This window comes from Streptomyces sp. NBC_01428 (genome assembly GCF_036231965.1).
In the GTDB taxonomy this organism is placed as follows: domain Bacteria; phylum Actinomycetota; class Actinomycetes; order Streptomycetales; family Streptomycetaceae; genus Streptomyces.
In genome coordinates this window covers 1,467,400-1,487,333 of the sequence record NZ_CP109499.1, presented here as the reverse complement: position 1 = coordinate 1,487,333, position 19,934 = coordinate 1,467,400, and the positions used below count along the sequence as shown (strand labels likewise).

At 72.2% G+C, this 19,934-nt stretch carries 21 protein-coding genes; 11 read left to right on the top strand and 10 right to left on the bottom strand.

Annotation, left to right across the window (positions count from 1 at the left end; all coding sequences use genetic code 11):
- Positions 1-66: 66 nt before the first annotated feature.
- Together OG406_RS06485 and OG406_RS06480 are read left to right on the top strand one after the other, a co-directional pair.
- Positions 67-630, top strand: a complete 564-nt coding sequence (locus tag OG406_RS06485) for an RNA polymerase sigma factor (RefSeq protein ID WP_329184627.1) — start codon at positions 67-69, stop codon at positions 628-630.
- Positions 623-1,657, top strand: a complete 1,035-nt coding sequence (locus OG406_RS06480; protein WP_329184625.1) for a CU044_5270 family protein — start codon at positions 623-625, stop codon at positions 1,655-1,657. Before OG406_RS06485 ends, OG406_RS06480 begins: the two co-directional genes overlap by 8 nt.
- A gap of 372 nt (positions 1,658-2,029) precedes the next feature.
- Here OG406_RS06480 and OG406_RS06475 read toward each other — a convergent pair whose 3' ends face one another.
- Positions 2,030-2,395: a nuclear transport factor 2 family protein gene (locus OG406_RS06475; RefSeq protein ID WP_164372151.1), complete on the bottom strand. Its 366-nt coding sequence runs from the start codon at positions 2,393-2,395 to the stop codon at positions 2,030-2,032.
- A gap of 173 nt (positions 2,396-2,568) precedes the next feature.
- On the opposite strand from OG406_RS06475, the gene OG406_RS06470 reads away from it, so the two are divergent.
- Positions 2,569-2,865: a hypothetical protein gene (locus tag OG406_RS06470; protein ID WP_081220696.1), complete on the top strand. Its 297-nt coding sequence runs from the start codon at positions 2,569-2,571 to the stop codon at positions 2,863-2,865.
- 148 nt (positions 2,866-3,013) lie between these two features.
- On the opposite strand, the gene OG406_RS06465 is transcribed toward OG406_RS06470, so the two are convergent.
- Both OG406_RS06465 and OG406_RS06460 read right to left on the bottom strand, forming a co-directional pair.
- Complete coding sequence (locus tag OG406_RS06465) at positions 3,014-3,922, bottom strand: helix-turn-helix domain-containing protein (RefSeq protein ID WP_329184622.1); 909 nt, start codon at positions 3,920-3,922, stop codon at positions 3,014-3,016.
- Positions 3,923-4,533: 611 nt separating this feature from the next.
- A complete protein-coding gene (locus OG406_RS06460; RefSeq protein ID WP_329184620.1) occupies positions 4,534-6,288 on the bottom strand; it encodes an ABC transporter ATP-binding protein in 1,755 nt (584 codons plus the stop codon).
- A gap of 145 nt (positions 6,289-6,433) precedes the next feature.
- Here OG406_RS06460 and OG406_RS06455 point away from each other — a divergent pair, with 145 nt between their 5' ends.
- The 4 genes from OG406_RS06455 (at position 6,434) to OG406_RS06440 (ending at position 10,206) form a co-directional block, all read left to right on the top strand.
- Positions 6,434-7,519, top strand: a complete 1,086-nt coding sequence (locus OG406_RS06455; protein WP_329184618.1) for an S-(hydroxymethyl)mycothiol dehydrogenase — start codon at positions 6,434-6,436, stop codon at positions 7,517-7,519.
- Positions 7,519-8,148, top strand: a complete 630-nt coding sequence (locus OG406_RS06450) for an MBL fold metallo-hydrolase (protein ID WP_081220701.1) — start codon at positions 7,519-7,521, stop codon at positions 8,146-8,148. Before OG406_RS06455 ends, OG406_RS06450 begins: the two co-directional genes overlap by 1 nt.
- Positions 8,149-8,324: 176 nt before the next feature.
- The gene (locus tag OG406_RS06445; RefSeq protein WP_266617895.1) at positions 8,325-9,251 is read left to right on the top strand and encodes an SDR family oxidoreductase; all 927 of its coding nucleotides are present in this window, start codon (positions 8,325-8,327) and stop codon (positions 9,249-9,251) included.
- 145 nt (positions 9,252-9,396) lie between these two features.
- A complete protein-coding gene (locus tag OG406_RS06440; protein ID WP_266617897.1) occupies positions 9,397-10,206 on the top strand; it encodes an SDR family NAD(P)-dependent oxidoreductase in 810 nt (269 codons plus the stop codon).
- Positions 10,207-10,212: 6 nt separating this feature from the next.
- On the opposite strand, the gene OG406_RS06435 is transcribed toward OG406_RS06440, so the two are convergent.
- Entirely contained in the window at positions 10,213-11,610 is a 1,398-nt protein-coding gene (locus OG406_RS06435) for a pyridoxal phosphate-dependent decarboxylase family protein (RefSeq protein WP_329184613.1), read from the bottom strand.
- Between the two features lie 191 nt (positions 11,611-11,801).
- Between OG406_RS06435 and OG406_RS06430 the strand changes: the two genes are divergently transcribed.
- Both OG406_RS06430 and OG406_RS06425 read left to right on the top strand, forming a co-directional pair.
- Complete coding sequence (locus OG406_RS06430; protein ID WP_266617901.1) at positions 11,802-12,497, top strand: L,D-transpeptidase family protein; 696 nt, start codon at positions 11,802-11,804, stop codon at positions 12,495-12,497.
- A 71-nt stretch (positions 12,498-12,568) separates the two neighbouring features.
- Positions 12,569-12,757, top strand: coding sequence for a hypothetical protein (locus OG406_RS06425; protein WP_081220706.1), 189 nt, complete (start codon positions 12,569-12,571; stop codon positions 12,755-12,757).
- 1 nt (position 12,758) lies between these two features.
- Here OG406_RS06425 and OG406_RS06420 read toward each other — a convergent pair whose 3' ends face one another.
- A complete protein-coding gene (locus OG406_RS06420) occupies positions 12,759-14,153 on the bottom strand; it encodes a S1 family peptidase (RefSeq protein ID WP_164372157.1) in 1,395 nt (464 codons plus the stop codon).
- Positions 14,154-14,306: 153 nt separating this feature from the next.
- Positions 14,307-15,659 (bottom strand): NAD(P)/FAD-dependent oxidoreductase, encoded by a 1,353-nt coding sequence (locus OG406_RS06415; protein ID WP_164372158.1) that lies wholly within the window; start codon positions 15,657-15,659, stop codon positions 14,307-14,309.
- Between the two features lie 259 nt (positions 15,660-15,918).
- On the opposite strand from OG406_RS06415, the gene OG406_RS06410 reads away from it, so the two are divergent.
- Entirely contained in the window at positions 15,919-16,560 is a 642-nt protein-coding gene (locus OG406_RS06410; RefSeq protein ID WP_266617906.1) for an HAD family acid phosphatase, read from the top strand.
- A gap of 53 nt (positions 16,561-16,613) precedes the next feature.
- On the top strand, positions 16,614-17,000 hold the full coding sequence (locus OG406_RS06405) for a PPOX class F420-dependent oxidoreductase (protein ID WP_164372160.1): 387 nt from the start codon (positions 16,614-16,616) through the stop codon (positions 16,998-17,000).
- A 67-nt stretch (positions 17,001-17,067) separates the two neighbouring features.
- Here OG406_RS06405 and OG406_RS06400 read toward each other — a convergent pair whose 3' ends face one another.
- The 4 genes from OG406_RS06400 to OG406_RS06385 form a co-directional block, all read right to left on the bottom strand.
- Positions 17,068-17,484 (bottom strand): Zn-ribbon domain-containing OB-fold protein, encoded by a 417-nt coding sequence (locus tag OG406_RS06400; protein WP_382752805.1) that lies wholly within the window; start codon positions 17,482-17,484, stop codon positions 17,068-17,070.
- 128 nt (positions 17,485-17,612) lie between these two features.
- On the bottom strand, positions 17,613-18,284 hold the full coding sequence (locus OG406_RS06395) for a TetR family transcriptional regulator (RefSeq protein WP_164372339.1): 672 nt from the start codon (positions 18,282-18,284) through the stop codon (positions 17,613-17,615).
- 135 nt (positions 18,285-18,419) lie between these two features.
- Entirely contained in the window at positions 18,420-18,779 is a 360-nt protein-coding gene (locus OG406_RS06390; RefSeq protein WP_164372162.1) for a luciferase domain-containing protein, read from the bottom strand.
- 197 nt (positions 18,780-18,976) lie between these two features.
- Positions 18,977-19,657, bottom strand: coding sequence for a DUF6445 family protein (locus tag OG406_RS06385; protein WP_327408230.1), 681 nt, complete (start codon positions 19,655-19,657; stop codon positions 18,977-18,979).
- Between the last annotated feature and the right edge of the window lie 277 nt (positions 19,658-19,934).

Here is a 19,934-nt window from a genome sequence, read left to right as displayed (position 1 = left end):
AGCCCTGCGACGAGCGTCACATCACACGGGTGTGACCATGGAGGACGTGCCGGACACCTACCGATCATGAGCGACGACGAGAGCTTCGCCGCTGCCTATCGCGAGCACTACTGGGCGGTCAGCCGCTATGTTGCGCGGCGACTGGACGGCCGCAGCAGTGATGTCGAGGAGGTGGTGGCCGAGGTCTTCACCGTCGCCTGGCGACGGCGGAACGACCTGCCGGCCATCCCTCTTCCCTGGCTGTACGGCGTGGCCCGCCACTGCCTGGCCAACGCGGTACGCGGCTACGGGCGCCGCCGTAGGCTCCTCGACCGGATCGGCAACGACGAGAGCGCGCACGGCAAGCACGTCGTCCAGGGCCCCGACGCCGGTTCCCCCGCCGACTGGGTGCACGAGGCGCTGGCCCGGCTCGCCCCGTCCGACCAGGAAGTCCTGCGCCTGACGGCCTGGGAGGAACTCGGTGTCGACGAGATCGCCGTCGCGCTCGGCTGCGGCAGCCGCGCCGCGGCGATGCGTCTGCACCGCGCCCGCCGCCGGCTCGCCGCCGAGATAGACGGCCTGCGGATCAGCGTGGCCGCCGGCCCCGCGACGCCCCGCCGCGACACCCCGAAGGAAGACGGCCATGGCTGACGAACTCGACCTGCTGCGCCGCGCCAACCCGGTGCCCGCCGACGACCCCCGCTTCCACGACCGCCCGCTCGACCCGAGGGCCGAACACCGTCTCCAGGTCCTGACCCGCACCGGCCGCGCGCAGCCCGCCAGGACCGGACGCCGTCCCCGCCTCGGCCCGCTGCTCGACGCCCTCCGGCCGCGCCGCCCCCGCGACTGGGCCTGGACCGTCACCGCGGCGGCCGCCGTCGGCGCCGTCGTCCTGGCCCTCACCCTGTCCGGCCCCGCCACCGTCCCCGCGGTCGCCGCCCCGCGCCCCCTGGTCGTGGAGACGGGCTCCGCCCCGCTGCCCCTGGACGTGCTCGCCGACCGGGCCGCCGCTCAGGGTGCGCGACGCGGGCTCCGCCAGGGAACCCATGTGCAGACCTGGAGCCTGAGCATGACCTCGGGGCCCGGAGCCCGGCCGCCCGTCACCCTGCCCGAGGAACGCGTCGTGCGCTGGGCGGCGGACGACAGTCACACGGAACTCGTCGTGGCGACCGACCCGAGCCACCCCGGGAAGCCCGTCGTCACCGACGCCGACCCCGTCCCCCGTACGGTCGAGGACGGCCATGTCATCAGCCGTCGGACGTACCCGCCGAGCTGGAGCGACGCCCCGCCGAGCGCCCGCCCCCCGCACGACACACGGCGGTTGCGTGCCTACCTGGAGGAGATCGACCGCCTCGACGCCATGGATACCGGTGGCCTCCTCGACGCCGTCGGCACGCTGCTGGACAACTGGACGCTCGGTAGCCGGGAGACCGCCGCCCTCACCCGCGTCCTCGCCGACGCCCCGGACCTGCGCCCCGTCGGAGCCGTCACCGACCGGCTGGGCCGCCCCGGACAGGCGTACGTCTACGCGGACAGGACCCACTCGGTCCGCCGGATGCTCATTCTGGACCCGGCGACCGGAACGGTCCTCGGCCTGGAGGACACCGTCACCCGGGGCGACCCCGAGTGGGGCGTGAAGAAGGGCGACGTGATGTCCTACTCCGCCTGGCTGCGCTGACTCCCTGCGCCGACTCCTCGGGCGGACGGGTCGTTGTGACGGTCCGCTTCGACGGCACGGCGGTCGCTGTCGGGTCCCCGGGTCCTCGGGGCATCGGGCCGATCTGCGCACCCCGGATCGCCGTCCGCGGGCGCCGAGGCCGGGCTCACCGCCGTCGGATACGCAGCCGGCGGACGGCCCGCGGGGGCCCGGGCGGCTGCTGTGAACGCGCCGCCCTGAGGAGGGAGTCCAGCAGGGAGGCGGACACCCGCAGGCCCGCCGCGGAGACCGGCCGGCGCCGCGTCCGGGTGGGCCTGGAGCGGCCCATCCCCGCGCTCGCCGAGAAGGTCCAGTTCAGACTCGACCTGATCTGGACCTTCGGCCAGTTCCTTCCTACTCGTCCCATGCCTGTACCAGCGTCTGGTCGACGATCTTGCCGTCGCGGAGCGACATCATCGACGTGCTCATCACCCGGACCCCGTCGGGGTACTCGCAGGACTCGGTGAAGGCGACGTGGTCGCCCTGGACGACGCACTGGTCCATCCTGTGCGTCATGTCCCGGCTGTACACGTCGTCGAGCATGGCGCCGATCTCGGCACGACCGTGTTTGACCATCGGATGGCTGGGCTGGGTGTTCCGGTCGACGACCCGCAGTTCCGCGTCGTCGGCGTAGAGCGACAGCAGATCTGCCGCCCTGTCTCCCTCGATGCCCCGGCGCAGCGCTTCGGTGTCGAAGGCGGGGGCTGCCGCTGTGCCCATGGTGACCTCCTCGGGAAGTCCGCGACCGGCCAGGAGCCGGCCGCGAAGGGCCTCTGTAACGAGCCTCCTCCGCCTCGGGGCGGACGGCAAACGCGGGCCCCCGTGATGCGCCTCTCGGGTGAGCCCGGCGGGCGGGCCGTGTCCGCGCGGGGTCCGTGGCCGTTGCTGAAAGCATGATCTCAACACGACGTATCGCCGCCGCCGTTGGTCTCGCCATCGGCGTCACGGGACTCGCCGCCCCGATGGCGGCCGCGGCGGGCTCCGAGGCCCACGACGCCGGGAAGCTGAACCCCATCGCCACGCTCGACTCGCTCGCCCTGAGCGACATCCCGGCCGAGCACCAGGCCGAGCTCCCGAGGCCCTCCGCGCAGCTCAAGGGCCTCAACGGGCTGAACGACCTGAACCAGCTCCACCAGGTCACCGACCTCGCCGCGCCCGTCACCGGGCTGCTCGGCGGCATCGAGAGCTAGCCGAGCCAGTGTGCGCCGGCTCCGGCGCGACGGCGGCGGGCCCCCGCGGAACGACGACGTTCCGCGGGGGCCCGCCGTGCGTGCGGCTGTCCGTGTCCACGGGGGGAGTGCTCGGGCCCGGAGTCGTCGAGCGGGGCGGGTCCGGGACTCACACCCCGGACGGCCCCTCGCCCCGGACCGTCGTGCGGAACGCGATCGGGGCCTGACCGGCCCGCTGGTGGAAGTACTTCGCGAAGTTCGTGGCGCTGGAGAAGCCCAGCCCGCCGGCGATACGGGCGGCCGCCAGATCGGTGTGGGCGAGCAGCCGCTTCGCCTCCAGGACGACCCGGCGGTCGACGAACTCCTTGGCGCCGACCCCCACCGCGTCCAGGGTCGCCCGGGACAGCGTCCGCGTCGAGTAGCCGAGAGCGACGGCGTAGTCGTCGACGCGGCGGGTGCGCGCGAAGTCCCGTTCGACCGCGGCACGGAACCGCAGAAAGGTTTCCCCTGGTTCCTGGTCCGGGTCGCCCGGCGTGCCGAGATGGGCCACCCGCAGGATCAGCACGTCCAGCAGATGACGCAGTACGGCGGCGTGCGCGTCGGCCGGCAGTCCGCCGCGGCCCTGGAACTCGTGCCGCAGATGGTCGCCCGCCGCCCGCAGGGACACGGCGTCCTCGGCCTCCGGGGTGCGCAGCACGCGTGCGTGCGGATCGTCGAGCCCCGCCGCGCGCGCGGTGGCCGGGTCGGGGACGTCGTGCCCGAAGACGATCACTGTTCCCTCGGCGTGCGTGAGATCTCCCCACTGAAGAACCTGTCCGGGGCGGGCCCACAGCCAGGCGCCGGGCCCGACGTCGTAGGCGGTGAAGTCCACGGTCGGCCGCAGGGTGCCGGAGGAGAGCGTCAGCAGGTGGTGACAGGGGGGGCGCTGCGGCCTGTCGGGACCGGTCCCGCGGCTGCGGGACGCGGCGCGCAGGGCGGCCAGCGGGATCACTTCCAGTCCGGCGGTGGTGCCGACGGAGGCCGCGGAGGTGTCCTCGGGGGTGGCCTGCCCGGCCGGGTGTCCGTATCTGACCGTCATGAGTCGCCTGTGTATCCGGGTGGGACGTGCCCTGCCGCGCGGTGAGGGGCGCACGCCGAGCGGACGGCGCCCCGAGTGGCGGAAGGAGGCATCACCCTAAAGGAGAGGCGGTCCCCGGCCAAGGAATTCCAGGACATCGCTCACCGTGAGCGAACGGTGGCGGTTCGGGAGGTGTCGTGTGGATCACCGCTGATTCGCGACGATCCGCACGACAATCCCCTGTTCCGGAGCCTTGGAACGCGTCGGAACGATCACTCGATCCGGTCCGGCGCGACGGCCGCCTCGACCCGGTTCGCGACGATGACCGCGGCCCCGTCGGCAGGGACGCCTTCGGCCGGTTTCAGCCGGCTCGGACGGTCGACCGGCCGCGCCCCTCCGGCGTCGGCCGGGACTCCTCGGCCGGGGTCGCTCCCCTGCTCGGGGCCTGTCGAGTTCCTCGGCCGGGGTCGGTTCCCCTGCTCGGGGTTCGGCCGCTCCTCTGCCCGGGCGGATCTCCTTCTCGGCCGCTGCCACCGGCTCCTCTGCCCGGCAGCCCGGCCGTTCCCCTCCTTGCTCCGGCCGTGCTTCCCCTGGTCCGCCGGGCTTCCCTGCGTCGGCCGGGCCCTTCCCGGTCAGCCGGTGGTCGCGAGGAACTGGGTGGTGGCGAGTTCGGCGTAGAGCGGGTCGGCGGCCACCAGCTCCCGGTGCGTGCCGACGGCGCGGACGCGGCCGGCGTCCATGACCACGATGCGGTCGGCCGTCGTCACGGTGGACAGCCGGTGCGCGACCACCAGCACCGTCGTCGTCCGCGCCACATCGGCGACCGTGTCCCGCAGCGCGGCCTCGTTCACGGCGTCCAATTGCGACGTGGCCTCGTCGAGAAGCAGCAGCCGGGGGCGGCGCAGCAGGGCCCGCGCGATCGCGACGCGCTGGCGCTCCCCGCCCGACAGCTTCGTGCCGCGATGGCCGACGAGCGTCTCCAGCCCACGCGGCAGCCGGGAGACCAGACCGTCCAGCCGCGTCGTCCTGAGCACCCGGGTCAACTCGCCCTCCTCGGCCTCGGGATTGCCCATCAGGAGGTTGTCCCGCAGCGAACCCGACAGCACCGGGGCGTCCTGCTCCACGTAGCCGATGGCGGACCGGAGCAGCTGCAGGTCCCAGTCCTCCAGCGGCCGGCCGTCCACCGTGATCAGGCCGGCCTCGGGGTCGTAGAACCGCTCGATGAGCGAGAACACCGTGGTCTTCCCCGCGCCGGACGGGCCGACGAACGCGGTGAGTCCACGGGCCGGGACGGTGAACGTCACCCCGTGGTGGACGTACGGCAGATCGTCCGCGTACCGGAAGCGGACGTCGTCGAACGCGAGGGCGGCCGGCTCGGCGCCCGGGGTGGGCAGCGGCGCGGGCCGGGAGGCCGGTTCGGCGGGCAGCCGCAGGGCCTCCTCGATACGGGAGAGGGCGGCGGCGCCGGACTGGTACTGCGTGACCGCTCCCACCACCTGCTGGATCGGTGACATCAGGTAGAAGACGTAGAGCAGGAAGGCGACCAGGGTGCCCACGTCGATGGCGCCCGTCGCGACGCGGGCGCCGCCGACCGCGAGGACCGTGATGAACGCGGTCTGCATGGCCAGACCGGCCGTGTTGCCCGCCGCAGCGGACCACTTGGCGGCCCGCACGCTCTGCCGCCACGACTCCTCGGCCGCCGCGTGGACGGTCGCCTCCTCACGGTGCTCCGCGCCGGACGCCTTGACCGTGCGCAGCGCGCCGAGGGTCCGCTCCAGCGCGGCCCCCATCGCCCCGACCGCGTCCTGCGCCCGCCGGCTGGCCCGGTTGATACGCGGCACGATCAGTCCGAGCACCGTCCCCGCGCACACCACCACGCCCACGGTGACGCCCAGGAGCACCACGTCGACCAGACCCATCATCACGATCGTCGCCACCAGCGTGAGACCACCGGTGCCGAGGCCGACCAGCGAATCGGTGGTGACCTCGCGCAGCAGCGTCGTGTCCGAGGTGATGCGGGCCATCAGGTCGCCGGGCTCGCTGCGGTCCACCGCGGGTATCCGAAGCCGCAGCAGGTACGACGACAGCGCGCGCCGAGCGCCGAGCACCACCGACTCGGCGGTGCGCCGGAGCACGAACGAACCCAGCGCCCCCACGGCCGTGTTGGTCACCACCAACGCGGCCATCCCGAGCAGCGCGCGGCCGATGGCCCGGTCGTGCGACAGGTCGTCGATCAGCCCGCGCGCCACCAGCGGCAGCACCAGGCCGGTCGCCCCGGTGGCGAGCGCGAGCAGGGCGCCCGCGAACAGCGCCCAGCGGTGCGGTCGTACGTACCCGAGCAGCAGGCGCCACGGGGGCACCTGCCCCGCGGTGTCGGTCAGGCTCACGGCGCTCCTCGCGGGAGTTGAGACGGGACACTCAGGCTACGTCGGCGACGGGACCCCGGACGCCGGGGCCACCTGGCCTTCTACCGGTCGGTCACACCGTAGGGTCGGTCGACGGAACGTCGACTACGAAAAGGGGCTCAGTCACATGGCGCAGGAAGTACGGGGCGTGATCGCACCGGGCAAGAACGAGCCGGTGCGTGTCGAGACCATCGTCGTGCCGGATCCGGGACCCGGCGAGGCCGTGGTGAAGATCCAGGCCTGCGGGGTCTGTCACACCGACCTGCACTACAAGCAGGGCGGAATCAACGACGACTTCCCGTTCCTGCTCGGTCACGAGGCGGCCGGGATCGTGGAGTCGGTCGGCGACGGGGTCACGGACGTGGCACCCGGCGACTTCGTCGTCCTCAACTGGCGCGCGGTGTGCGGGCAGTGCCGTGCCTGTCTGCGCGGGCGGCCCTGGTACTGCTTCGACACCCACAACGCGAAGCAGAGGATGACGCTGACGGACGGCACCGAGCTGTCCCCGGCGCTCGGCATCGGCGCCTTCGCGGAGAAGACGCTCGTCGCCGCCGGCCAGTGCACCAAGGTCGACCCCTCCGTCTCCCCGGCGGTGGCCGGTCTCCTCGGCTGCGGAGTGATGGCCGGCATCGGCGCAGCCATCAACACGGGCAACGTCGGCCGGGGCGACACGGTCGCCGTGATCGGCTGCGGCGGAGTCGGCGACGCGGCGATCGCGGGCGCACGCCTCGCCGGCGCGGCGAAGATCATCGCGGTGGACATCGACGACCGCAAGCTCACGACCGCCGAGAAGCTCGGCGCGACCCACACCGTCAACTCCCATGAGAACGACGCCGTCGAGGCGATCCGGGCCCTCACCGGCGGCTTCGGCGCCGACGTCGTCATCGACGCCGTGGGCCGCCCGGAGACGTACCAGCAGGCCTTCTACGCCCGCGACCTCGCCGGCACGGTCGTCCTCGTCGGGGTCCCCACCCCGGAGATGAAGCTCGAACTCCCGCTGCTCGACGTCTTCGGCCGCGGCGGCTCCCTCAAGTCGTCCTGGTACGGCGACTGCCTGCCCTCCCGCGACTTCCCGATGCTGATCGACCTCCACCTCCAGGGCCGCCTGGACCTCGGCGCGTTCGTCAGCGAGACGATCGCGCTGGACGACATCGAGGCGGCGTTCGAGCGGATGCACCACGGCGACGTGCTGCGCTCGGTGGTGATGTTCTGATGGCCGCCCGCATCGAACACCTCGTCACCTCGGGCACGTTCTCGCTCGACGGCGGCACCTGGGACGTCGACAACAACGTGTGGATCGTGGGCGACGACCACGAGGCGATCGTCATCGACGCCGCGCACGACGCCGACGCCATCGCCGAGGCCGTCGGCGACCGGCGGCTGACCGCGATCATCTGCACGCACGCCCACAACGACCACATCGACGCCGCCCCCGCGCTGGCCGAGCGCACCGGCGCCACCATCTGGCTGCACCCCGACGACCTGCCGCTGTGGAAGGTCACCCACCCCGACCGGCTGCCCGACGCCTGGCTCCAGGACGGGCAGGTCATCGAGGCGGCGGGCGCGGACCTCACCGTGCTGCACACCCCGGGCCACGCACCGGGCGCGGTCTGCCTCTACGACCCGGGCCTCGGCACCCTGTTCTCCGGTGACACCCTCTTCCAGGGCGGCCCGGGAGCGACCGGCCGGTCCTACTCCCACTTCCCGACGATCATCGACTCGATCCGTGACCGGCTGCTCGCCCTGCCGGCCGACACGGTCGTGCGGACGGGACACGGCGACACGACGACGATCGGCGCGGAGGCCCCGCACCTGGAGGAGTGGATCGCCCGCGGGCACTGACGGGTCGCCCGGACGAGCCGGACCCGGCGGCCCCTCGGAGGGACCGCCGGGAAGGCATCCGGAGGCACAGCCGCAACGCTCCGAAATACCTGACAGAAGATGTCCGGCTTCCGGGAGAAGCTCGGAGCGACACACGGGCGGGGACAGCCCGGGTGCGCCACGGTAGGAGGTCGGACATGTCAGGGCCGTCGGAAGGCACACTGCGGGACAAGGTCGCGCTGGTCGCGGGCGGGACCAGGGGAGCGGGCCGGGGGATCGCGGTGGAACTGGGCGCCGCGGGCGCCACCGTCTACGTGACCGGGCGGAGCACCCGCGCCCGGCGCTCCGAGTACGACCGCCCGGAGACCATCGAGGACACCGCCGACCTGGTCACCGCGGCGGGCGGCCGGGGCATCGCCGTCCCCACCGACCACCTCGTACCGGCCGAGGTCGAGGCGCTCGTCGCCCGCATCGCCGACGAACAGGGGCGCCTGGACGTCCTGGTGAACGACATCTGGGGCTCAGAGAAGCTCTTCGAGTGGGACACCCCCGTCTGGGAGCACGACCTCGACAACGGCCTCCGCCTCCTGCGGCTCGCCGTCGAGACGCACGCCGTCACCAGCCACCACGCCCTGCCCCTGCTGCTGCGCCGGCCCGGCGGCCTGGTCGTCGAGATGACGGACGGCACGGCGGAGTACAACCGCGACACCTACCGGGTGTCCTTCTTCTACGACATCGCCAAGGCCGCCGTGCTGCGCATGGCGTTCGCCCTCGGACACGAACTGGGCCCCCGCGGCGCCACGGCCGTCGCGCTCACGCCCGGCTGGATGCGCTCGGAGATCATGCTCGAAGCCTTCGGCGTGACCGAGGAGAACTGGCACGACGCCGAGGAACGCGTCCCGCACTTCGCCATCTCCGAGACGCCGTTCTACGTGGGGCGCGCGGTCGCCGCGCTGGCCGGTGACCCGGACGTCGCCCGCTGGAACGGGCAGTCGCTCTCCGGCGGCCGGCTCGCCCGGGAGTACGGCTTCACCGACCGGGACGGCAGCCGTCCCGACGCCTGGCGCTACATGGTCGAGGTCCAGGACAAGGGGAAGCCCGCGGACGTGACCGGGTACCGCTGAGGAAACCGGTCACGCGGGCGGTGGCGCTGGCGGGCGCCGGAATCCGGGAGCCGGTAGCCGGGATCCCGACGCCCGCGGATCCCTACGAGATCGCGGGCGTACGACGTCTGTTCGCGGCGCCGATCATGGCAGTACGTTCCCTGCCATGACTGCGATGAGGCGATTCGAGGGACACGGGGTTCTGATCACGGGCGCGGCCCGGGGCATCGGCGCGGCGACCGCCCGCCGGTTCGTCGAGGAAGGCGCCCGGGTCCTGGTCACCGACGTCGACCTGGCGGCGGCCGAGAAGACGGCCGCCGCGCTGCGTGAACTCGGCGGGCGCGCCGAGGCGTTCACCTGTGACGTGGGCGACCGGTCCCAGGTGGAGGCCGCGGTGGCGTACGCGGTGGACACCTTCGGCTCCCTGGACGTGCTGGTCAACAACGCCTACCGGTGCACCCCGGACACCCCGCTCTTCGAGGACGAGGGCGACGAGGACTGGGCCAGGGACCTCGACATCACACTGAGCGGCGCCTTCCGCTGCTCCCGCGCGGCCCTCCCGTACCTGGTGGCCTCCGGCCGCGGCGCCATCGTCACCATCGGCTCCGTCAACGGCATCCAGGACTTCGGCAACCACGCCTACAGTGCCGCCAAGGCGGGACTGATGTCGCTCACCCGCACCCTGGCGGGGCACGCGGGCCGGCGGGGCGTCCGCGTCAACCTGGTGGCGCCGGGCACCGTCCGCACGACGGCCTGGGAGGGCCGCGAGGACGATCTCGCCATCGCGTCCGAGCTGTATCCGCTCGGCAGGGTCGGGGAACCGGAGGACATCGCCGCCGCCGTCGCCTTCCTCGCCTCCGCCGACGCCGCCTGGATCACCGGCACGACCCTGCGCGTCGACGGCGGGGTGCTGGCCGTCAACACCGGTTTCCGGCAGGCTCTCGGGCGCCCCGGGGAAGACGACGAGGAAGGCTGAGCCGTCTCAGGAGCGCGCTTCCGCGCCGACGCGCACGAGTGCCTCGAACACCCGGTCCGTGTCCTCCTCCGTCGTACGCCAGTTACTGAAGGCCGCCCGCAGCCCGTGCGTCCCCGCGTAGAACGTCGGGGTCACGAACGCCTCGCCCGACTCGGCGATCGCGGCGGCCAGCTCGCGCACCCGCCGCTCGCTCGGATCGTCGGCGAGCGTGAAGCAGACGACGTTCAGGCGGACCGGCGCGAGAAGGCGCAGTCCCGGCACGCCGGCGATGCGTTCACCGAGACGCCGGGCGAGCGTCACGTTCCGCTCGACGATCTCGCGATGCCCCGACCGGCCGTACGCCGCCAGCGAGAACCAGGCCGGGAGCGCCCGCAGCCGACGGGAGTTCTCCGGCGTCAGGTGCAGGAAGTCCGGTTCGCCGGTGGGGAGTCCGAGGTACGGCGAGGCGTTGTGGAAGACCCGCACCTGGAGATCCTGGCGGCGGGTGAACTGCACGGCCGCGTCATAGGGGACGTTCAGCCACTTGTGCAGGTCGACGCAGACGGAGTCGGCCGCGTCCAGCCCCGCGACCAGCGGGGCGTACGCGGGGGACAGGGCGGCGAAGCCGCCGAACGCGGCGTCGACGTGCAGCCAGAAGTCGTGACGCTCCCGGAGCGCGGCGATCGCCCGCAGGTCGTCGAAGTCGACGGTGTTCACCGTTCCCGCGTTCGCCACGACGACGGCCGGTCCGTCGACCGCGCCGAGCGCGGCGTCCAGCGCGGCGACGTCCACGGCCTCGCGGTTGCCGGGCAGCAGCGGCACCGGACACAGGCTGTCCCGGCCGAGGCCGAGCACGGACAGCGCCTTGGAGACGCTGGAGTGCGGACTGCCCGACAGCACGGTCACGGGGCCCAGCGCCGCCGCGCCCTCACGCTCGACGGACACCCCCCGGCGCTCGCCGAGCCACTCCCGCGCGACGGCCAGCCCCACCGTGTTGGAGACCGTCGCCCCGCTCACGAACGCCCCGCGGTGCTCCTCGCCCAGCCCGAACAGCTCGCGCAGCCACCCGAGCGTCTCGTGTTCCAGGGCGCTCGCGACGGAACCGGCGCTGCCGGACACGTTCTGGTCGAAGACGCCGGTCAGCCAGTCCCCCGTGAGGGAGGCGGGGGTCGCGCCGCCCGTGACGAAGCCGAGGTAGCGCGGCCCGGCGGAACCGGAGAACCCCGGTGCCCACCGGCCCGCGAACCGGGCGAGGGCACCCTTCGCACCCTCACCCTCGACGGGCAGCGGCTCGGGGCCGGGCGCGCCGCCGGGATGGGCGACCGGGCGGCCGTCCACACCGCTCACCTCACGGGCGGCGACGTCACGGGCGGCCTGGAGGAGTTCGGGGAAACGCGCGAGGTCCTCGGCGAGAGCGGGATGCATGAGCGCAGCGTAGGCGCGTCACCCCGCCCGGTCCTCGGTCCAATCCGCGGGAACTGGACCGGTACCGGGCGACGCCGATCGGCGAGGAATGTCACCGTTCGGTCCCGGCTCGCGTCGCCGCACAACGAAATGCCGTCGAGAGCTGTCTAGGCAGGCAGACAACACGATGGACACGACACGGAAGGCCCGCCATGGGGGACATACGCAGACGAGGAGCCGTCGCGCTCGGGATCACCGGACTGGTCGCACCGCTCACCCTCGCCCTGGGCGCCACGCCCGCACAGGCCGCGAGCTGCACCACATCCGCCGGCCCGAACCAGAAGCAGGTGGAGAAGTTCCTCGGGCGTCCGGTCGACGGCCGGCAGTCGAGCGCCGACTGCAAGGCGATCAAGGCCTTCCAGACCAAGCACGGCATCACCCCGAACATCGGCTACGCGGGACCCGTCACCTGGGGCGTGATGGATCTCATGAACAAGCAGAAGGCCGTGGGCAACAAGCCCAACAAGGACGGCAAGTGCCCGGTGAACAAGGGCCGGATCGCCTGTGTGAACCTCACCCTGCAGATCAGCTGGATCCAGGACGGCAGCCGCCTGGTCTACGGCCCGGTCCCGGTCCGCACCGGGCGCAACGGCTACGAGACCCGCACCGGCCTGAAGAAGATCTACTGGCGGCACATCGACCACGTGTCGAGCATCTACCACGTGGCCATGCCCTACAGCCAGTTCTTCGACGGCGGCCAGGCCTTCCACTCCGTGGGGGTCAGCATGTGGAACCCGCCCGGCTCGCACGGCTGCGTCAACATGACCTCCACCACGGCCAAGAAGTACTGGTCGCTGCTGAAGAACGGCGACGACGTCTACGTGTATGGACGCAAGCCCGGCACCTGAGTGATGAGCTTCACGGTCCGTAATGTCGTCCGGTGTACCTTTACTCACATCGTCTTCACGGCAAGGACCGTATGCTTCACACCATGTCCACCACTCCTGACACCGAGACCCGGCGCTCTGCCGACCAGGTCAACGAGGAGATCAGGGCCCTGTGGTTCCGGGCGGGCGGGACACTGAGCATGGAAGAGCGGCGGGAGTACCAGCGGCTCGTGCTCGAGTGGGCACAAGCCGACTCGCCCTCGGCCACACAGGCCGCCTGACTCACCCCCAACTCTGGGAATACTGCCTCCGATAGGCCTTGCGGTCCTGCTCGGACCGGACGAAGCGCGTCGCCACCAGCGCGATGATGCTTCCCGCGATCACGAGCAGGCCCGGGCCGACGTTCCGCGGGTCCGTGATCCGTGACACGAACGTCTGCGCCGTCCCCGTACCACCCACCGCCTCCACCGCGCCGGGTGCCGCGGACCCCGGCGCCCCGGCCGCGCCCTGCGGGGCCGCCGAAGCCTGCGCCGACGGCGCTGACGACGAGGTCGCCGCCGTACCGCCGGCACCCTGTGCCTGCCCGGCGAGCTGCACTCCCAGCGCCGTGAGCGCCTTCGTCACCGGCTGGAAGAACGTCGTACCGCCGCTCGTGCAGTCGCCGTTGCCGCCCGAGGTCACCCCGAGCGCGATGCCCTCGGAGAACAACGGGCCGCCGCTGTCGCCCGGTTCGGCACACACCGTGGTCTCGATCAGCCCGGTCACCGTCCCCTCCGGGTAGTTGACCGTCGCGCCGAGCGCGGTCACCTTCCCGTCGCGCAGACCGCTGGTGCTGCCGCTGCGGAAGACCCGCTGGCCGACCGCCGGATCGGCGGCGCCGTTGATCCGCACGCCGTTGCCGCCGCCGATCGCGACGATGTTGCTCCCCGTGGCGGGCGCCTGCCCGGCGTCGTACTGCACGAGGGAGAAGTCGCTGCCGGGAAAGGCCGTCGTGACGGTCCGGCCCACCTGCCGGCGCGCGGAGTTGTCGGCGAACCACACGGAACCGGCCGGACCGCAGTGCCCGGCCGTCAGGATGAACTCACCGCTCGCGTTGGTGACGTTGAAGCCCGCCGAGCAACGCCCTCCCGTGGAGAAGATCGCCGAGGCGCCGTTCACCCGCGTGGTGAACGTGCCCTGGGTGCGCCGCATCCGCACCTCGTCCCCGATGCCGTCGGCCAGCTTCGTCATCCGCGACCAGTCCGACGCCGAGACGGTGCTGTCCGCCTGCACGACGACCTCGTTCTTCGTGTAGTCCACCGCCCACGCGGTACCCGGCACCCGCGGCGCCGAACTCAGCTCCCGCGTCGCCGACGTGAGGTCACTCATGCTGTGCGGGACGACCTTCGGGCGTGCACCGGCCCGCTTGACCTCGGCCGCCGCGTCCGCGTCGGTGACCGCGACGACGGGGCGGCCGTCGTCGGCGACCCACGTCCCGGCGGTGCGCGCGGTGCCCAGCCGGGACACCAGCCCTGCCCCCGTCGTGACGGCCGAACGCACCGAACTCCCCGTGGCACGCGACGAGTCGGACGGTTCGCTCGCCATCGCGTGCGTCACCATCAGGCCTCCGCAGAGCAGGCCGCCGACAGCCGCGAACCGCGCCCCCCGTCGGACGATCCGTCGTCGTGCGTGCCTCATGCAGGGGCTCCCGAAGCCGAGCGGAGGCGGCGTCACAGCCGCCGGGAGCTCCGGTCGAGAGCCCTCCCCTCATACGTGCGCCTCCGCCCGCGCGTTCACCGCCACCGTGAAGGGGAAGTGATGCGCGGGCGGAGGCGAGAACGCGGTGCGCCGCTACGAGTGGGCGCGCGTCCGGGCGGTCACTTCCTCCGGCGTCAGGTACACGTCCGTACGCTCGAAGTCCCGCAGGGTGCCCTTTCGGCCCGCGAGGAAGCCGGTACGCACGAAGTCGTCGCCCGCGACGGCGTTGAGCAGCCAGTTGGCGCTCGTACGGAACCGGGCCGACCCGGTGGGCAGCGCGTACAGGTGGTAGCCGCGGGCCACGACCTGCGCGGGCACACCCTTGAGGCCGATGCCGAGCGGCTTGGAGACGGCGTCGTGGCCGCCGAGGTCGACGACCAGGCCGAGGTCCTTGTGCCGGTAGGGCAGGGTGGGCTCCCCGCGCAGCTTCGCCGCCAGGACCTTGGCCGCGTGCCGGCCCTGCCGGGCCGCGTGCTGCGCGGTGGGCGGACACGGGGAGCCGTCGCCCTTGGCCAGGTCGGGCACCGCCGCCGCGTCGCCGAGAGCGAACACCCCGTCCAGCCCCGGCACCCTGAAGTCGGGCTCGGTGACGATCCTGCCGCGCACGGTCTCCGCGCCCAGCGAGTCCACCAGCGGGCTCGCCGCCACACCGGCCGTCCACACGAGCGTCCGCGAGGGGAGCACCCGTCCGTCGGTGAGGGTGATCTCGTCCTGGGTGACGGAGGCGACGGTCGTCCCCAGCGAGATGTGCAGGCCCCGGTCGCTCAGCATCCGCATCGCGCTCGCACCCAGCTTGTCGCCTAGTTCCGGCAGCAGCTTCGGCGCGACGTCCACGAGGTGCCACTTGATGAGACGGGGGTCGATGCGGGGGTGATAGCGCTTCGCGGCCGCCGTGGTCAGCCGCTGCAGACAGGCCGCCGTCTCGGTGCCCGCGTATCCGCCGCCGACCACCACGAACTGGAGCCGCGCCGCCTGCTCGGTGTCGTCGGTGGTGGCCGCCGCCAGGTCGAGCTGGGCGATCACGTGGTCGCGGAGGTACACCGCCTGGGAGAGCGTCTTCATGCCGCGCGCCTCGTCGGCGAGGCCGGGGATGTCGAAGGTGCGGGTCACGCTGCCCGGAGTCAGCACCAGATAGTCGTAGGGCAGATCGACCAGATCTCCGGTGATCTTGCGGATGACGCACACCTTGGCCTGCGTGTCGACGCCGATCACCCCGCCCGGCACCAGCGCGGTGCGGCGCAGGATCCGGCGCAGCGAGGGGGCGACGGACTGCGGCGTCAGGACTCCGGCGGCGACATGGGGCAGGAGAGGCAGATACAGCTGGTAGTCCGTGGGGCTGACCAGGGTGATCCGCGCCTCGCCCTGGGCGAGCGTCCGCTCCAGACCGCGGGCGGCCTCGACCCCGGCGAAACCGCCGCCGACGATGACGATGTTCGGTGCGTGCATCCGAGCAGCCCTCTCTCCGCTGTTGCCCCGCCGCGAGCTCAGGCTCACACGGGACGCGGACGTCTGCCACCGCACCGGGGGCCACCGGGACGCCCCCACGTTTCTCTACCGATCAGTAACTGTCTCTTCCCTCTCCGTACACGCGCTGCCAGGATCATGTCAGCCGCGGCGACGGGCGGACTCCGTCGCCGCAGCGCTGTGCGCGCACTCCACAGACAGACCTGAGACCTGAGTCGTGAGACGTGAAAAGGGGACTGGCATGACGGGACGCGGTGTGGGACGCCGGCTGGGCGCGGTGTCGGCGGTCGTGGCGCTGGGCATCGGAGGGACGGTCACGGCGGCAGGGTCCGCCGCGGCGGCACCGGCACCGGTGAGCGCGGTCGCGAGCACGACGGCGACGGCCGACGTCGACTACGCCACCTGGCAGCGTGACGTCCAGGGGGTCGTCGACCAGGCGACGCCGTACATCGCCCAGCGCACCGCGAACGCGGGCGGACAGAAGCTCGCGCTCGTCTTCGACATCGACAACACCACGCTGGAGACCGACTTCCACCCCTGGTACCAGCTCCCCACCCCGGCGGTGAAGGCGTCCCTGGAGCTCGCCCGGTACGCGCACTCCCGCGGTGTCGCCGTCTTCTTCGTCACCGCGCGCCCCGGCATCATCGCCTCGGAGACGAAATGGAACCTGCGGAGCGTCGGCTACCCGGTGGACGGCCTCTACGTCCGTGACCTGCCCGACCTCTTCGACGAGGTGAGCGCCTACAAGACCGGCAAGCGAGCCCACATCGAGTCCCTCGGCTACACGATCGTCGCCAACGTCGGCAACAACACGACGGACCTGGTGGGCGGCCACGCCGAGCGCACCTTCAAGCTGCCGGACTACGACGGCCAGTTGTCCTAGGACAGCACCGTGCCACCGGGTGCCGGGCGGTGGTACGCGCCTACACTGCCGCCATGGACGAGGTCTCGCTGGACACCCTGGGCTCGGGCAAGTACCTGCTGATCACCAGTTACCGCAAGAACGGCACCGGTGTCGCCACGCCGGTCTGGGTGGTGCGGGACGGGCCCGCGCTCGGCGCGTGGACGACCACCGACAGCTGGAAGGTGAAGCGGATCCGCAACCGCGCCGACGTACTGGTCGGCCCCTGCGACGTCCGCGGCAGGCCCACCGGAGAGCCGGTCCCCGCCACGGCGGAGATCGTCGGCGCGGAGGACACCGCCCGCTACCGGAAGCTCATCGCCCGCAAGTACGGACTGATGGGCCGGCTGACCCTGTTCGGCAGCCGCCTGCGCCGCGGCGAGAGCGGAACGGTCGGCCTCCGGATCACGCCCACTCCGTGAACCGAGCACGCCGAGGGGGGCCCCGGACCGGGATCCCCCTCAGCGTGTGAGCGTGGCGCCGCCCGGCTCAACTCCAGGCGCTGAACGGGCCGTCGACGAGCTGGAAGACCGGCTGACGGCGCACCGGGTCCTGGGCGGTGGAGAGCTGGACCCGGTCACCGCTGTGGATCGTCGCGGGCGAGCCCATCACGCGGCCGCGGACGGTGAACCCCTCCGTCATCTCGATGAGGGAGACGTTGCGCGCCGCCGGGGTGTTGCGGTGGATCACGGTGGAGTGCCGCACGATGCCCATGCCCGCGCTCGCCTCCGTCCGCAGCTCACTGCCCGCGCACACGGGGCAGATCAGGCGGCTGTACATGGCGGTGGCGCACCAGCGGCACCGCTGGAAGAGGAGACGGTCTCCGGGGTGTTCGTCGGCGGCGACGTCCAGCACGTCGGTCGCGTGGCCGAGGCCCGGGGGGAGGGCGCTTCCTGGGTGGTACACGAGGTCAACTCCCTGCGCTCGGCCGGAATCTGAGGTGCGCGGCGCGCCGTGCACACCGACAGCGTATGGCACTGAGTGTCACCCGTAAAGGCACTCCGTACCCTCAGGATGTGAGGATACGGAGAGGGTCAGTCCCGCCCGAACGCCGACTCGATCTCCTGCACCACGCGCCACAGCGGCGCCCCGCGCCGGGAGACCACCACGACCACGTCCTCCGGCGCCTCGGCGACGGCTGCTCCCGGCGACCCGCCGAACGTCTCCTGCACGTACCCGAGCGCCTGGTCGACGGCGGCCTCGGCGTCGCCCTTGCCGTCCGAACGCAACCACGACCGCAGGCCGTTGTTGTGCGCGGCGACCACGGCGGCCGCGACCACGTCGGCATGCAGCGTGCCGCCGGGCCGTCCCGCGGAGCGACCGCGGAGGTACTCGGCGAGGGCGCGCTCGTAGCGCCAGACGACCGACAGTTCGTAGGCGCGCAGTCCCGGGACCTTCTTGGTGAGGCGGTAGCGCTGGACGGAGAACGTCGGGTTCTCCGCGTACATGCGCAGCACGAGCCGTGCGGCGTCGCAGACCCGCCGCACCGGGTCGTCGGCGGTGTCGTCCCCCTCGTCCAGGAACGCCTTCATGTCGGCCAGGCAGCGTTCGTGGTCGGGGAAGACCACGTCCTCCTTGGAGGGGAAGTAGCGGAAGAACGACCGGCGTCCGACGCCGGCGAGCGCCACGATGTCGTCGACGGTGGTCCCCTCGTAGCCCCGCTCCAGGAAGAGCTGGAAGGCGGCCCCGACCAGGGCGTCCCGCATCGGGGGGCGGACGGCGGACGGGTCGGCGCAAACGGCGGGCCCAGGTGCGTCGTTCATGGTCGGAAACTAGCACCGAACCGGACACCGTGGCACTCGGTACCCATGAGGGAGGGAACTGAGTGCCCTGCCGGGACGTCAGTGGTCGTTGCAGGCGGCCGACAGGGTGTCGTCGCCCGTGAGGTGGCCGTTCATGTGAGCCTGCAGGGCGACGCTCACGAGGGTGAGCAGCAGGTCGATGTCGGAGTCGACCTCCAGGTGGATGGTCACCCAGCGGGAGCCGGGCACCATGCGGACGGCCGTCGTGTCCTTGAGGTGGTCCTCGTACCGGCGGATCGCCCGGTCGGTGAGGTGCAGGTCCACGTCCTGGTCGGAGTGGAAGTGGAGGATCTCGCAGCGGGCCGCGCCCAGCGCCCGTCCCGTGCCGCAGCTGGGCCGGGTCTCCGCGAGGTCGGGCCATACGGCCAGTCGCGTCATGGCTCTGGAGGCCAAGGTCATATGCCCATCATGACCAGATCACCGCTCGGCCACCAGGACTTGAGCACGACGTAACCCAGTCGTAGCGCGGAAATGTCCGGCCTGCACCGGCTGCTGGACGGCCCTGCCCCATCCGCTGTCCGTTCCGGACGGCGCGGAGCGCGGACGACGGCCCGGACCGTCCGGGCCGGGCCGCTCTGCCGGGGAGCACCCCGCGTTCACGCCATCCAGAAGAAGACGGCGGTCATCCGCTTGTCCTCCATGGTGGTCCCGCAGTAGTCGGTGGCGGTGTGCATCAGGTTGGCGTTGTAGAGGAGCAGCCGGTTGTAGCGGTGCGGCACACGGATGTCCTCGACGAAGGAGTCCGGGGCGACGAACCGGGTCCCGAGCGCCTCGACCAGGTTGTTGTGCGGCGCCGCGACGACGTTGCCGCCCAGCCGTCCGCCGGGCAGGTTCTGCCGGAAGAAGCTCGTCCCGCAGTCCTTGGGGACGTTCGGGTTCAGATAGAGCACCGCGGCGTACCGGCACAGGGCACGGGAGTCGGTGTGCGGGCGCGGCTCCCCCTCGTCCTTGCCGACGACCTGGACGCAGTTGTGGTTGAGGGTGGCACCGGAGGGTGTCGCCTGCTGCCACAGCTCACGGGCGCCGGTCGCCTTCTTCACGAGCCGTTCCACGCGCCCCAGTTCGGCCGGCTCCAGGCCGGGCATGGTGCGCAGCCCGGGCCAGCTCTCCGACGTGTACGGATGGCCCTTGACCCAGTCGTCCTTGGCGACGCACCGGGACCGTACGGCGTCGGGGTCGGGCAGGACGTCGTCGAAGACCCAGTAGTCCCTGTCGCGCGTGGGTTTCCGGTAGGGGAGGACCGGGAGCGCGGGTGTTCTCGGAGGTTGTGGGGGCATGCGGCCGACGATATTGATGCATGCGTCAGCGATCTCCAGGGAATTGGTCAACCTTCCGTGGGGTTGGTCAACCTTCCGTCAACTCGGCCGTCGCCGCGCGACCGTGCCGGGATGCGCCGCCCACCGGTGGGCGGCGGCCGCGTCCACCGGTGAGCGGTGGACGTCCGCGTCCGCCCGCGGATGGGTGCGCACGCAGTGATCGATCGTATTGAGCGAAAGCGATCGATACGATGGTGGGCGTACAGTGACCTCACGGGATCACGCTCCGCGCTCGCCC